The organism is Alcaligenes faecalis (genome assembly GCF_041521385.1).
Taxonomy (GTDB): domain Bacteria; phylum Pseudomonadota; class Gammaproteobacteria; order Burkholderiales; family Burkholderiaceae_B; genus Alcaligenes; species Alcaligenes faecalis_E.
In genome coordinates this window covers 78,176-92,930 of the sequence record NZ_CP168006.1, presented here as the reverse complement: position 1 = coordinate 92,930, position 14,755 = coordinate 78,176, and the positions used below count along the sequence as shown (strand labels likewise).

Annotated in this window: 11 protein-coding genes; 8 read left to right on the top strand and 3 right to left on the bottom strand. The window is 57.4% G+C overall.

Going from position 1 to position 14,755, the window contains the following annotated elements; genetic code table 11:
• Positions 1 to 9: 9 nt before the first annotated feature.
• From folD to ACDI13_RS00435, 3 genes are read right to left on the bottom strand one after another with little or no spacing between them, the layout of a single operon-like run.
• Positions 10 to 873: a bifunctional methylenetetrahydrofolate dehydrogenase/methenyltetrahydrofolate cyclohydrolase FolD gene (gene folD, locus ACDI13_RS00445; protein WP_316988192.1), complete on the bottom strand. Its 864-nt coding sequence runs from the start codon at positions 871 to 873 to the stop codon at positions 10 to 12.
• On the bottom strand, positions 874 to 1,497 hold the full coding sequence (locus tag ACDI13_RS00440) for a response regulator transcription factor (protein ID WP_316988193.1): 624 nt from the start codon (positions 1,495 to 1,497) through the stop codon (positions 874 to 876).
• Complete coding sequence (locus ACDI13_RS00435; protein WP_372372583.1) at positions 1,494 to 3,251, bottom strand: PAS domain S-box protein; 1,758 nt, start codon at positions 3,249 to 3,251, stop codon at positions 1,494 to 1,496. The genes ACDI13_RS00440 and ACDI13_RS00435 overlap by 4 nt, the downstream gene beginning before the upstream one ends.
• Positions 3,252 to 3,518: 267 nt before the next feature.
• Here ACDI13_RS00435 and aceE point away from each other — a divergent pair, with 267 nt between their 5' ends.
• The 8 genes from aceE to ACDI13_RS00395 all read left to right on the top strand — a co-directional run bounded on the left by aceE (position 3,519) and on the right by ACDI13_RS00395 (position 14,715).
• Entirely contained in the window at positions 3,519 to 6,227 is a 2,709-nt protein-coding gene (gene aceE, locus ACDI13_RS00430; RefSeq protein ID WP_316988438.1) for a pyruvate dehydrogenase (acetyl-transferring), homodimeric type, read from the top strand.
• 11 nt (positions 6,228 to 6,238) lie between these two features.
• Positions 6,239 to 7,933 (top strand): dihydrolipoyllysine-residue acetyltransferase, encoded by a 1,695-nt coding sequence (aceF, locus tag ACDI13_RS00425; protein ID WP_316988437.1) that lies wholly within the window; start codon positions 6,239 to 6,241, stop codon positions 7,931 to 7,933.
• 9 nt (positions 7,934 to 7,942) lie between these two features.
• Complete coding sequence (lpdA, locus tag ACDI13_RS00420) at positions 7,943 to 9,721, top strand: dihydrolipoyl dehydrogenase (RefSeq protein WP_316988436.1); 1,779 nt, start codon at positions 7,943 to 7,945, stop codon at positions 9,719 to 9,721.
• A gap of 92 nt (positions 9,722 to 9,813) precedes the next feature.
• Positions 9,814 to 11,205 carry a bifunctional tetrahydrofolate synthase/dihydrofolate synthase gene (gene folC / locus ACDI13_RS00415; protein ID WP_197313966.1) on the top strand — a complete coding sequence of 464 codons (1,392 nt, stop codon included), beginning with the start codon at positions 9,814 to 9,816 and terminating at the stop codon, positions 11,203 to 11,205.
• Positions 11,206 to 11,243: 38 nt separating this feature from the next.
• Positions 11,244 to 12,086 carry an SPOR domain-containing protein gene (locus tag ACDI13_RS00410; RefSeq protein WP_042480806.1) on the top strand — a complete coding sequence of 281 codons (843 nt, stop codon included), beginning with the start codon at positions 11,244 to 11,246 and terminating at the stop codon, positions 12,084 to 12,086.
• Positions 12,083 to 12,571, top strand: coding sequence for a CvpA family protein (locus ACDI13_RS00405; RefSeq protein ID WP_009457028.1), 489 nt, complete (start codon positions 12,083 to 12,085; stop codon positions 12,569 to 12,571). The genes ACDI13_RS00410 and ACDI13_RS00405 overlap by 4 nt, the downstream gene beginning before the upstream one ends.
• 23 nt (positions 12,572 to 12,594) lie before the next feature.
• On the top strand, positions 12,595 to 14,079 hold the full coding sequence (gene purF / locus ACDI13_RS00400; protein WP_316988435.1) for an amidophosphoribosyltransferase: 1,485 nt from the start codon (positions 12,595 to 12,597) through the stop codon (positions 14,077 to 14,079).
• A gap of 123 nt (positions 14,080 to 14,202) precedes the next feature.
• Positions 14,203 to 14,715, top strand: a complete 513-nt coding sequence (locus tag ACDI13_RS00395) for a ClbS/DfsB family four-helix bundle protein (protein WP_316988434.1) — start codon at positions 14,203 to 14,205, stop codon at positions 14,713 to 14,715.
• The last annotated feature ends 40 nt before the right edge of the window (positions 14,716 to 14,755 follow it).

The window sequence follows — 14,755 nt, the reverse complement described above, 5'->3', positions numbered from 1 at the left end:
TTGATTACATTAAAGACTGATGTTGGCCGAGCGTTCGGCCGCTTCCAAGGTGTTGACCAGCAGCATGGCAATGGTCATGGGGCCGACGCCACCGGGTACGGGCGTAATAGCCGAGGCTACTTCGCTGGCACTGGCAAAGTCCACGTCACCGCATAGCTTGCCATCGGCACCACGATTGATACCGACATCAATCACCACTGCACCGGGCTTGACCATATCGCCAGTAATGATGCCGGGGCGGCCTACGGCAGCCACCAGCACATCGGCGCGGCGGGTCTGGGCGACCAGATCACGCGTTTTGGAGTTACAGAGGGTGACGGTCGCGCCTGCAGCCAGCAAAAGCATGGCCATGGGTTTGCCCACGATATTGCTGGCGCCCACCACCACGGCTTCCGCGCCACGCAGCGTCACGTTTTCGGACTCCAGCATCTTCATGACACCGTAGGGCGTGCAAGGCGCGAACAGCGGCTTGCCCGTCATGAGCATACCGGCATTGCTGACGTGGAAACCGTCCACGTCCTTGTGCGGAGCAATGGTTTCGATCACCTTGTGCTCGTCCAGATGGGCTGGCAGGGGCAGTTGAACCAGAATGCCGTGTACCGAGCTGTCCTGATTCAAACGAGTGATCAGGGCCAGCAGCTCGGTTTCGGTGGTGTCAGCAGGCAGGCGGATGATTTCGGATTTCAGACCGGCGGCTTCACACGCCAGGCCCTTGTTGCGTACATAGACCTGGGAGGCTGGATCTTCACCGACCAGCACCACGGTCAAACCGGCTTGAATGCCGTGGGTTTGTTTCAGCTTGGTAACACGTTCTGCAACGTCCGCCTTGATGGCGGTGGACAGCTTTTTTCCATCAATAATGCGAGCACTCATTTACGCATCCTCGGACTTGGTGAGGGCGATTTTCATGAGGTCGGCAACCGTAGTGACTTCCAGTTTTTCCATGATATTGGCGCGATGCGCTTCGACAGTTTTAATGCTGATGTTCAAGTCCCCGGCAATTTGCTTGTTCAGGCGACCGGCAACAATGCGCTCCAGCACTTGCTGTTCGCGTGCGGTCAGGCGGCCCAGGACTTCTTGTTGATCTTTTTGCGCCTGCGCTTGCGAGGCTCGAGTGGTGGCTTGTTCGATCATGCGGCTGACGATCATGCGCAGATCAGCTTCATTAAAGGGTTTTTCCAGAAAGTCGACTGCGCCTTTCTTCATGGTGCTCACCGCCATGGGTACGTCTCCGTGGCCGGTAATGAACACAATCGGGATCGTCGATTTGCGGGTGATCAAGGCTTCCTGCAGCTCCAGGCCGCTCATGCCGGGCATACGTACATCCACAATCAGAACGGCCACCTGAGTAGGGTCGTAGGCACTCAGAAACTCTTCGCCCGAAGCAAAGCAGCGGACCCGGTAGCCATTGGCTTCCAGGAGCCAGCGCAAGGAGTCCCGTACGGCTTCGTCGTCATCGACTACGTAAATGGTGCATGGCATTTGCGGGCTGGTCATTCGGGTATCTCCAGTTTGTTATCAAGGGTGTCCGCTACATCCGGGGCCGCACAAGGTAGGCTGAAACGGAAAATCGTTCCCCCCTCTGGATTGCCGACTGCCCATAGGCGGCCGTGATGCGATTCAATAATTGTGCGACAGATATTCAGGCCCATCCCAAGGCCTTCGGACTTGGTACTGTAAAACGGTTCAAAGAGGCGCTCGGGGTCTTTCAAGCCATGACCACGATCGATGACGGCCATCTCCAAAAGCGATTCTTGTTGGGTAATCACCAATTGAAGCACATGATGTTCGCTGTGTTCCATGGCTTCGATCCCATTTTTGAGCAGATTCAATAATACCTGTTCTATGAGAATGGGGTCGGCAATGACGTCAGGAACCGGATCAGGAATGCTCAATTCAATTTCAATTTGGCGCTTGCGGGCGTCGATTTCGGCAAAGCCGACGGCATTTTCCACAATACGCATGACCGTGACACGGGTGCGGCGTGGTTCGCTACGCTTCACAAATTCACGAATGCGGCTGATGATCTTGCCCGCGCGCTCGGCTTGCTGGGCCGCTTTTTCCAGCGCGGCCAGCAGGGTTTCAGGCTGGTAGCGACCGGATTTCAGCATGGCGACTGCGCCCATGCTGTAGTTATTGATGGCCGTCAGTGGTTGGTTCAATTCGTGCGCCAGCGAGGACGCCATTTCACCCATCGTGGTCAGGCGGCTGGTGAGCTGCACTTTTTCCTGCTGAATACGCGAGGCTTCTTCGTGTTTGCGGCGGTCGGTAATGTCGCGCGCTACTTGCAGACGGACCCGGCGGCCATCGGTCCAGGCCAGCATGCGGTGGTGTACTTCAAACCAGCGGGCGGCCGATTCAGAATAAATCTCTACCGTTTCATCGGTGAAACGTCCTAAGCGTCCACCCAGCAATTCAGCATGGCCATTGGACTGGGCACCAAAGAAGCGGCGATAGGTGCGGTTGGCAAACAGCAGCTCCAGACCATCTGATGTATCGGCCACCACGGAAATGGCATCATCCAGACCTTCCAGCACCGTCATGAAGCGTTCATGCGCGGCGGTCAGGGCTTCGCGGATACGCTTGGGCTCAGTAATGTCCGTCATGGACGTCATCCAGCCAATCTGCTCTCCATTGGGAGCACGCAAGGGGGAGACATACATACGGGCCGTAAAGCGCGAGCCATCACGGCGCTGAGCCTCGACTTCCAGACCGCTGCTGGGCGTACGGCCAGACAGCAAAAGGTCCAGGGTTTCCTGATGCTGTTGATGACGACCGGGTAACCAGTAAGGGAAGGGGGCGGTACGACCAACCAGATCGGCCTCATTCCAGCCAATCATTCGGCAAAAAGCCGGGTTCACATAGGCAATGCGGCCTTGCATGTCAAAAACGCGCATCCCCGTGGACATGGAGTTTTCCATGGCGCGCCGGAACCCGGTTTCGGCCGTCTGTGCTGCCTCGGCGTGGGTGCGAAAGCGGGTATAGCGCCATAGCGCCAGCAAGCTGACCACAATGACCAGGGACAGGGCGAGAATCACCATCATCAGGCGTTGCTGGCGTGTTTCCTGGTCGATGGTCACAAACATGACACTATCGTTTTGCAAACGCTGCAGCCACAGGAATACCCCCATGACACAGAGGTAGAGAAACAGCACGACAACCGGTGTCAGCCAATAGAATCCACGCCGATTCTGCTTAGCCTGATCATAGAAGGTTGAGGGGATCAGAGACTTTTTGGGATGAGTAGCCATAACAGCAAGAAAAGAAGTATGGCTGGATTGTAATGTAGGGCTATTTTTTTTAGTGATATTTCGTATTATGAAAACACATACCATAAAATGAAATTTTGCTTGAGCGTTTCAGTGTTCTTTCCTAGAATGGTTTGGTGCAGGCGTACCCCGCCTTGAACGCTCACAGTCCGCAATACCCGCTTCGGTCAGGATCGCTTTACTTCTTATTAGATGGGCGGCTCAGCGTCGAGCAAGACCGGACTACTACCACATATATGGAGACACTATATGTCCTCAACCCAAGACAATAGTTCGGCTCAGGTCAGTCAAGACCAAGCCCTAGAAACAAAAGAGTGGCTTGACGCCCTGGAGGCGGTGGTGGACCGTGAAGGCCCGGCCCGTGCCCATGATCTGATCGAAAAGCTGATCGACTTGGCCCGTCGCTCCGGCGCTCACATTCCGTTCTCGCCCAACACGGCTTACGAGAACACGATTCCTCCCGGTCTGGAACCTGCCCACCCTGGCAACCTGGTGCTCGAAGAGCGTATCCGTTCCTACATTCGCTGGAACGCCATGGCCATGGTGGTGCGCGCCAACCGCGAAACCCCTCCCGATGGCGGTGGTCTGGGCGGGCACATCGCCTCTTTTGCGTCGTTGGCCACCATGATTGGCTGCGGTCAGAACCACTTCTGGCACGCTGAAACCGAAGATCGCGGCGGCGACATGGTGTTCTTCCAGGGCCACTCCTCGCCCGGTATTTACGCCCGCGCCTTCATGGAAGGCCGTATCTCCGAAGATCAACTGAACAACTTCCGTCAGGAAGTCGATGGCAAAGGCTTGCCATCCTACCCGCATCCCAAGTTGATGCCCGAATTCTGGCAGTTCCCCACCGTATCCATGGGTCTGGGCCCATTGATGGCGATCTACCAGGCCCGTTTCCTGAAGTACCTGCATGCCCGTGGCATTGCCGATACCAGCGGTCGTAAGGTCTGGGTGTTCCTGGGCGACGGCGAGATGGACGAACCCGAATCCCTGGGCGCCATTGGTCTGGCTGCACGTGAAAAGCTGGACAACCTGATTTTCATCGTGAACTGTAACTTGCAACGTCTGGACGGTCCTGTACGCGGTAATGGCAAAATCATCCAGGAACTGGAAGGGACCTTCCGAGGTGCTGGCTGGAATGTGCTGAAACTGATCTGGGGCGGTTACTGGGATCCCTTGCTGGCCCGTGACAAGGAAGGCATCCTGCGTAAGGTCATGGAAGAAACCGTGGACGGCGAATACCAGGCCTATAAGGCCAACGACGGTGCCTATGTTCGCGAGCACTTCTTTGGCAAGCACCCCAAGCTGCTGGAAATGGTCAGCCGCATGAGTGACGAGGACATCTGGCGCCTGAACCGTGGTGGTCACGATCCTCACAAGGTGTACGCTGCCTTTGACGCCGCGACCAAGCACGAAGGTCAGCCTACCGTTATTCTGGCCAAGACCATCAAGGGCTACGGCATGGGCCACGTGGGCCAGGCCAAGAACCCCTCGCACCAACAAAAGAGCCTGGATCTGGACGCCGTGCGCGAATTCCGCGACCGTTTCAACATCCCGGTCCCTGACGACAAACTGGAAGAGCTGCCTTACTTCAAGCCAGCGGATGATTCTCCAGAAATGCAGTACCTGCATACCCGCCGTCAAGCATTGGGTGGTTACCTGCCCAAGCGTCGCACCAAGGCCGATGAGCAACTGACCGTGCCGACACTGGACGCGTTCAAGCCCATGCTGGAAGCCACTGCCGAAGGCCGTGAGATCTCCACGACACAAGCGTTTGTCCGTTTCCTCAACACCTTGCTGCGTGACAAGCAGGTGGGACCTCGTGCCGTGCCTATCCTGGCTGATGAATCTCGTACCTTTGGTATGGAAGGTTTGTTCCGTCAGATCGGTATTTACGCGCCGGAAGGCCAGAAGTACACCCCGGTCGATAAAGATCAGGTCATGTACTACCGTGAAACGGCCAATGGTCAGTTGTTGCAGGAAGGGATTAACGAGCAGGGTGCTTTCAGCTCCTGGATTGCGGCTGCCACGTCGTACTCCAACAACAACCGCATCATGATCCCGTTCTTCATCTACTACTCGATGTTCGGCTTCCAACGCTTTGGCGATCTGGCCTGGGCAGCGGGTGACATGAAGGCACGCGGTTTCGTGCTGGGCGGTACTGCCGGTCGCACTACCTTGAACGGCGAAGGTTTGCAGCACGAAGATGGTCACAGCCATATTCAATCCTCGCTGATTCCGAACTGCGTATCCTACGACCCTACCTTCGCTCACGAAGTGGCTGTCATCATGCAGCATGGTTTGAAGCGCATGGTTCAGGATCAGGAAGACGTCTACTACTACGTCACTTTGATGAACGAGAACTACGCTCAGCCAGGTCTGGTCGAAGGCGACGAGGACGGCATCCTGCGCGGTATGTACAAATTCAAGTCGGTTGCCAAGGACAGCAAGCTGCACGTTCAACTGATGGGTTCAGGCACGATTCTGCGCGAAGTGATCGCGGCACAGGAACTGCTGGAAAAAGACTGGGGCATTGGCTCGGATGTCTGGAGCGTGACCAGCTTTACCGAACTGCGTCGTGATGGTCTGGATTGCGAGCGTGCCGCACTGTTGAATCCCGAAGGCAAGGATCTGCCCGTACCGTACGTGACGGCTCAACTGGCCAAAACCGACGGTCCTATCGTGGTCTCTACTGACTATGTCAAGGCCTTTGGTGACCAGATTCGTCCGTTTGTGCCTAAGGATCGCAACTTCAAAGTATTGGGTACGGATGGTTTCGGTCGTTCTGACTATCGCTACAAGTTGCGCGAGCACTTTGAGGTTGATCGTCATTTCGTGGTGTTGGCCGCTCTGCGCGCTCTGGCTGAGGATGGCAAGATTCCGTTCAGTAAAGCGTCCGAGGCGATTGCCAAGTACGGCATCAATCCTTCCAAGGCCAACCCGCAGCACGCATAAGGGACTGAACCATGAGCAATATCATTCAAGTCAAAATCCCGGATATCGGTGCTGACGACGCAGTCGAAGTGATCGAAATCCTGGTCAAGGAAGGCGAGACCATTGAGGTCGAGCAAAGCCTGATTACGGTGGAGTCCGACAAGGCCTCCATGGAAATCCCATCGTCTGACGCTGGTGTGGTCAAGTCCATCAAGGTCAAACTGGGTGACAAGGTCAAGGAAGGCAGCTTGGTTCTGGAACTGGAAGCCGCCGAAGGCGCGCAGGCCGCGTCTGCCGCTGAGCCTGCCAAGGCCGAAACTGCGCCTGCTCCCAAGGCGGATGCTGCCCCCGCTGCGGCGGCAGCCGCCCTGACCGGTGGCGAACAGCAAGTGACGGTTCAGGTGCCGGATATCGGCGACGCCCGTGACGTGGACGTGATCGAAATCATGGTGCAAGTGGGTGACACCATTGAAGTGGATCAAAGCCTGATTACCGTGGAGTCGGACAAGGCTTCCATGGAAGTGCCGTCCTCTCACGCCGGTGTGGTTACGGCCATCAAAGTGAAACTGGGTGACAAGGTCAGCCAGGGTAGCGACATTCTGGAACTGACCGTGCAGGGTGCTGCTGCAGCTCCTGCGCCCGCCAAGGCCGAAGCCGCTCCCGCTCCCGCTCCTAAAGCTGAACCTGCCCCCGCAGCAGCGGCCGCTCCTGCTGCCAGCTCTTCGGTGGTGGTCGGTGCTGGTGCGCCGGCTCCAGAGCGTGTTTCGCCTACGGCTTCCTTTGCCGAGGCGGAAGGCTCCCTGCGCAATCTGCCTCACGCTTCGCCTAGCGTACGCAAGTTCGCTCGCGAGCTGGGTGTGGATCTGACCAAGGTTCATGGCTCGGGTGATAAAGGTCGTATTACGGCTGACGACGTGCGGGGCTTTGTGAAGCAGGTTATGGCGGGCGGCGCTGCCCCTGTTATTGCTGCTGGTACGGCTGCTCAAGTTGGCGGTCTGGATGTGTTGGCTTGGCCCAAGGTCGATTTTGCCAAGTTTGGTCCAGTTGAAACACAGGCTCTGTCGCGTATCAAGAAGATTTCGGGTGCCAACCTGCATCGCAACTGGGTCATGATTCCTCATGTCACCAATAACGATGTGGCGGATATCACCTCTCTGGAGGCGCTGCGCAAAGAGCTGAATGAGGAATACAAGAAGTCCGGCGCTCGCGTCACCATGCTGGCTTTCGTCATCAAGGCAGCCGTCGCTGCCCTGAAGAAATTCCCCGAGTTCAATGCCTCGCTGGACGGCGACAATCTGGTGCTCAAGCAGTACTACCACATCGGTTTTGCGGCGGATACGCCCAACGGTCTGGTGGTGCCCGTGATCCGTGATGCTGACAAGAAAGGCATTCTGGATATCGCTCGTGAAACGGGCGAACTGGCTGCCGCTGCCCGTGACGGCAAGCTGAGCGCCGCTCAGATGCAAGGTGGTTGCTTTACCATTTCCTCGCTGGGTGGGATCGGCGGTACGGACTTCACACCCATCATCAATGCGCCCGAAGTGGCCATTCTGGGTCTGTCGCGCTCCTCCATGCAGCCCATCTGGAATGGCAAGGAATTTGAGCCACGCCTGATGCTGCCTCTGTCCTTGTCCTACGACCACCGCGTTATCGATGGTGCCGCCGCCGCCCGTTTCAATGCCTTCCTGGCAACGATGCTGGCCGACTTCCGTCGCATCGCACTGTAAGGAGTTGTCATGAGTCTGATTGATCTGACGGTCCCGGATATCGGTGACTCCGGAGAGGTGGATGTTATTGAAGTGCTGGTGCAGGTTGGCGATACGGTCGAAGTCGAGCAAAGCCTGATCACCGTGGAGTCCGACAAGGCTTCCATGGAAATTCCTGCCGCTCAGGCAGGGGTGATCAAGGAATTGCTGGTCAAAGTGGGTGATAAGGTCTCCCAGGGTTCGGCCATTGCCAAGATTGAAGCGTCGGAGAGCCAAGCCGCTCCTGCTGCTGCACCCGCTAAACAAGAAGAAGCGCCTAAAGCAGCGGCGGCTCCTGCCGCTGCCGCTCCGGTCGCGGCGCCTGCTCCGCAGGCCGCCAGCCATCAGGGTGGCGCGGATGATTCCGTGGATGTGGTCGTTCTGGGCGCTGGCCCAGGCGGTTACAACGCCGCCTTCCGTGCGGCTGACCTGGGCCTGAAAGTGGCGCTGGTCGAGCGTTACAGCACCTTGGGTGGAGTGTGTCTGAACGTGGGTTGTATTCCCTCCAAGGCCTTGCTGCACACCGTTGCGGTCTACGAGGAAGCCAAGTCCCTGGCAACACACGGCATCAAGTTCGGTGAAGCGCAAATCGATATCGACGCGCTGCGCGATTACAAGAACAAGGTGATCGGCAAGTTGACCGGCGGCCTGGCCGGTATGGCCAAGGGCCGTAAGGTTCAGGTTGTGGTCGGTAACGGCCAGTTCCTGGACCCCAACCACATCGAAGTGACCGCCAACGACGGCACCAAGAAAGTGATCAAGTTCGGTTCGGCCATTATTGCGGCCGGTAGCCAGTCGGTAAAACTGCCATTCTTGCCTGACGATCCACGCGTGGTGGACTCCACCGGCGCGCTGGAACTGAAGTCTGTGCCCAAGCGCATGCTGATTGTGGGCGGTGGCATCATCGGTCTGGAAATGGGTACGGTGTACTCGGCTCTGGGCGCACGCCTGGACGTGGTGGAAATGCAAACTGGTTTGATGCCGGGTGCAGACCGCGACGTGGTCAAGGTCTGGGAGAAGATGAACAAGCATCGCTTCGACCACATGATGCTGGAAACCAGCACCGTGGCCGCCGAAGCCCGCGAAGACGGCATCTGGGTCACCTTCGAAGGCAAGAACGCGCCGGCCGAGCCGCAGCGTTATGACCTGGTTCTGCAAGCCGTGGGCCGCTCGCCCAATGGCAAGAAGATCGGTGCCGAGAAAGCCGGTGTGCAGGTTACAGACCGTGGCTTCATCCAGGTCGACAAGCAACAGCGTACCAACGTGCCGCACATCTACGCGATTGGCGACATTGTGGGTCAGCCCATGCTGGCACATAAGGCCGAACATGAAGCGCACGTGGCTGCTGAAGTCATTGCCGGTGAAAAATCCTTCTTTGATGCCCGCGTGATTCCTTCGGTGGCTTACACCGATCCGGAAATCGCCTGGGTGGGTCTGACAGAAGATCAGGCCAAGAAAGACGGTATCAAGGTCGAGAAGGGCGTGTTCCCATGGGCTGCCTCGGGTCGTGCCATTGCCAACAACCGCGACGAAGGCTTTACCAAGGTTCTGTTCGATGCTGAAACCCACCGTATCGTGGGTGGCGGTATCGTCGGCACCAATGCGGGCGAGCTGATTGGCGAGCTGGTGCTGGCTATCGAAATGGGCGTGGACCCGGTCGATCTGGCCAAATCCATCCATCCACACCCGACCTTGTGCGAGTCCGTCAGCAAGGCGGCTGCCGTCGCAGAAGGGACGTGCACGGACTTGCCTCCCACACGTCGCAAGTAATACCAGTATTGGCCTGATCGTTAAGGCGTATTGGATCACGGCAGGTGCTATCATCAGCGCCTGCCGTTTTTATTTTGTAATTGGTGTTGTCCATGACTCATCCTGTTCTGAAAGCCGACTCCTCGCTGAGCGATTGGCTGTCCTATCTGGAAACTTTGCATCCCTCGGCCATTGATCTGGGCCTGGGCCGGATTCGCGAGGTTGCCCAACGTCTGAACATCAAACTGGATTCCGTTGTCATTACGGTGGGGGGCACCAACGGCAAAGGCTCGACCTGCGCCATGCTGGAAGCGATTTTGCTGGCGGCGGCCTACAAGGTGGGCGTGTATGCCTCACCGCATCTGGTGCGCTACAACGAGCGCATTCGCTTGAATGGCGAGATGGCCGAGGATGCTCAGATCACGGCCCAGTTTGCCCGTATCAACGAAGCCCGTGGCGATCTGACACTGACTTACTTCGAGTTTTCCACGCTGGCCGCCTTGTTGCTGTTCCAGGAGCAGCGGGTTGATGTTGCCGTGCTGGAGGTGGGGCTGGGTGGTCGACTGGATGCCGTCAATATCATTGATGCGGACTGCTCCATCATTACCAGCATTGATATCGACCATGCTGAATACCTGGGCAACACCCGTGAGCAGGTCGCCTGGGAGAAAGCCCATATTTTCCGTGCTGATCGTCCTGCGATCTGTGCGGATCCCGTACCGCCACAGACCATGCTGGATTACGCCCAGGAGATTGGCGCCCAATTGTGGCTGTTTGGCAAAGATTTCAACTATTCGGGCGACCGCCAGCAATGGGCTTATGGTGGTCGTAACCAGCGCCGCGCCGCACTGGCTTACCCGGCCTTGCGTGGAGCGAACCAGCTGCTGAATGCCTCCGCGGCATTGGCTGCGCTGGAGTCGCTGCACCCACGTCTGGCTGTGCCTGCGCAGGCTGTACGCGCTGGTTTATTGCGTGCCCACATGCCTGGCCGCTTCCAGATTCAACCCGGCCAGCCTTGTGTGATCTTTGACGTGGCCCACAATCCGCATGCGGCCGCTGCCCTGGCACAGAACCTGGACAATATGCCGCCGTACCCCAAGACGATTGCCGTCGTGGGCATGTACAAGGACAAGGATGTGGATGGTGTGATTGCCCGTATGGCTACCCGTATCGACCACTGGATGTGTGCCAGCCTGGAAGGCCCGCGCAGCCTGTCGGGCGAGGAGTTGGCCAATCACGTTCGTTCTGTGCTGGCCAGCGGGGAGACACCTGATGATGTGCTGGCACCCGAAGCCGAATCCAGTTCGCATCGCCCGGGCGTTCGACCCGTTGCGCGTGCTTCAGTCAGTAAAGCGTCAGCAGTCGTATCCAGTTACAACAGTCCTCAGCTCGCTTACGAGGCGGCATTAAAAGAGGCCAGTGACAATGATAGAATTGTCGTGTTTGGCTCGTTTGCGACAGTAGGGCCGATACTTGAAGCCGCAAACGACCGTTCTTCTTCCTGAATATCGGTAAGACTGCTTATTTCATAGGTCTAGGGCTCATGGGTTTATTTTCACGTAACGATACTTCCTCATCGTCGGGTCGCCGCGGCAGTGCTTCCAGCGATTCACAATTATCGGAACTGCGTGGACGGGCTCGTCGCCGTCTGATCGGTGCGCTGGCTCTGGTTTTGGCCGTGGTTGTGCTGGTGCCCATGCTGACTGCCGACAAAACCCCGCCCGAGCCCGAGCAGTCTCTGGCGTTGGGGCCGATTGGCCAGACAACGGGGCAGGGCACGGTGCAAACTCGCCCTGGCGAGCTGGTGGTGCAAGAGGGCACGCCCGCTCCTGTTATCGAGCAACCTGACGAGCCGCTGGTCGCTGATCCTTCCACCAGTACTGATGGTGGCCTGGCTGTGGTCAATCCCGGTCTGGAAACCGATCCTGCACATGTGACTACGCCAAGCACCCCAACTGAACCGCCGCCTGTGACCACCCGTCCAGAGCCGCCCAAGCCGGTTGAAAAACCCAAGCCTGTCGAAAAACCCAAGCCAGCCCCAGCGCCTGCACAAAATGGCCGTACGGATGACGGCTCCTACGCGCTGGCTCTGCTGGAAGGCCGTGTACCGAACAAACCTGCCCCTGCTGCTGCCAAGCCGGCTGCGCAGCAAGGCAACTTCATTTTGCAGATTGTCGCCTATTCCAACCAGAACGATGCCCAGTCGCGTCGTGATCAGCTGGTATCGGCCGGTGTGACCAATGCCTATGTAGAGACGGCACAAAGCGGTGGGAAGCCAACCTATCGTTTGCGTGTGGGCCCATTCCCCACTCGTGAAGCGGCACAGGCAGCCCAGGCCCGCTTGCGCTCGCTCGGTTACGAGAACAGTTTTATCTCGGCTAAGTGAGCAGCTTCGACTATATCGTCCTTGGAATTGTGGGTGTGTCAGGCCTTCTGGGCCTGATACGCGGATTGATCAAGGAAGTTCTTTCGCTCAGCGCCTATTTGCTGGCTTTCATGGCCGCAATCTGGTGGGGGCCACGCACATCAGGCTGGATACAAGTCTGGGTAGAAAACGGCTTATTACGTACGGCTTTGGCCTACGGAGCCGTTTTTTTTATGGTCTTGCTGCTGGTGGGCCTGTTGAACATGCTGCTGGCCAGCCTGATCGAGCAAACGGGTTTGACGCCTGCCGATCACGGACTGGGTGGCCTGTTTGGCCTGGCTCGCGGGGTGTTGCTGGTGCTGATACTGGTCATTCTGGCCGGGCATACCGATTTACCTAAAGAACCGTGGTGGGAGCAGGCCAAGCTGGCCGAACCTGCGATCCGCGCGGTGCAGTCGATTAAGGCCATGCTGCCGCCGTCTCTGGCAGAATGGCTGCCTTATTGAGAACACACTAACGGGAACCAATCATGTGTGGAGTTGTAGGGGTTGTTGCGCGCAGCCCTGTAAATCAGTTGATCTATGACAGTTTGCTCTTGCTGCAGCATCGCGGGCAGGATGCAGCGGGGCTGGCGACCTGGCATGACCAGTTCTTCAGCATGCACAAGGCATTTGGCCTGGTGCGGGACGTATTTCGTACCCGCAACATGCGCTCCTTGCCGGGCAATAGCGGTATTGGCCACGTGCGTTACCCCACTGCAGGCTCCAGCCAGAGCGTGGAGGAGGCGCAGCCGTTTTACGTCAATGCCCCCTTTGGTCTGAGCTTTGTGCACAACGGCAATCTGACCAATTGGCGTGAGCTGCGTGAAGAACTGTTCACCATTGATCGTCGCCACATCAACACCAACTCGGACTCCGAGGTTCTGCTGAATGTGTACGCGCACGAATTGCAACGTGCCGCCACGGGCCCCGAGCTGTCTCAGGACGACGTGTTTGAGGCCGTGGCAGCCGTGCACCGTCGTGCCCGTGGTGCTTACGCCGTGGTGTCGCAAATTGCGAACTTTGGTCTGGTTGCCTTCCGCGATCCAAACGGGATTCGTCCTTTGTGCCTGGGTCGCAACGTGACCCCCAAAGGCGAAGAATGGATGGTTGCCTCCGAGTCCGTGGCCTTGACCGGTTGCGGCTTTGAGCTGGTTCGTGATGTTGAGCCCGGCGAGGCCATCATCATTGATCTGGACGGCAATCTCAGCAGCCGCCAGTGCGCCGAGAACCCGCGCCTGAACCCCTGTGTCTTTGAATATGTGTACTTTGCTCGCCCAGACTCCACGGTCGATGGTGTGTCGGTGTACGACGCCCGTCTGCTGATGGGGGAGTACCTGGCCGAGAACGTCGCCAAGAACCTGCGTCTGGCTGATATTGATGTGGTGATGCCCATCCCCGACTCGGCCCGCCCATCGGCCATGCAGTTGGCGGCGCATCTGAACCTGAACTACCGTGAAGGTTTCATCAAGAATCGCTACGTAGGCCGCACCTTCATCATGCCCGGCCAGGAAGTGCGCAAGAAGTCGGTGCGTCAGAAGCTGAGCGCCATTCCCATGGAGTTCCAGGGCAAGAATGTACTGCTGGTGGACGACTCCATCGTTCGTGGTACCACTAGCCGCCAGATCGTGGACATGGCTCGTGCAGCAGGTGCAAACAAGGTGTTCTTTGCCTCGGCAGCGCCACCCGTGCGTTTTCCGAATGTCTACGGTATTGACATGCCTACCGTGTCCGAGCTGATCGCCACGGGTCGCGATTCGGATCAGGTTGCCAAGGAAATTGGTGTGGATGGTCTGGTCTACCAGGAACTGCACGATCTGGAGCAATCCTTGCGAGACTTGAACCCACGTTTTGCTGGTTTCGAGTCCTCCTGCTTTAGCGGCGAGTACGTGACAGGCGATGTGGACGAGGCGTATCTGAATCTGTTGGCAGAAGGCCGCAAAGGCGGTCGTGAAGTGCCGGATGTGACGGATTGATTGCTTAAGCACGTAGTTGAGTAGAAAACCCGCTTTTCTGAACGGCACCCCAAACCTTGGATACCAGCCTAGGCTTTGGGGTGTTCTCATTGATGGCCTTGTCCAAGCGTAAAGAGGGTCGGTATGGCGGTACCACAGAACAAGCAGGAATTGCTGGATGCCATTCGCACCACCTATCAGAAACTGATGGCGGATCTCGCCAGTGTGCCGCCTGAGTATGCGCGTGAGGCAACGCTGGTGGGGCATGTGCAAGGCACGCAGATGAGTGTGTCCGATTTGGTGGCTTATTTGATCGGATGGAATCTGTTGGTGCTGAAATGGTGTGCTGGCAAGGCAAAGGGGCAGCCGGTCGATTTTCCTGAAACTGGCTATAAGTGGAACGAGTTAGGCAGGCTGGCGCAAAAATTTTATGCCGATTACGCAGGCTTGCCCTATGCTGACTTGCTGCGGCTATTCGCGGATGGGCATGCCCGCATTGTGGCGCTTGTTGAGCAGGAAAATGATGCATCGCTGTATGGCATGCTTTGGTATGAGAAGTACACCCAAGGTCGGATGATCCAGTTCAACACATCATCACCCTATGCCAATGCCCGATTACGTTTACGCAAGTGGAAGAAAGCGAACGCCATCACTTGATCATTCTATGTTCTTGGCGTGCTGGCGCGCGGTCTGGCCG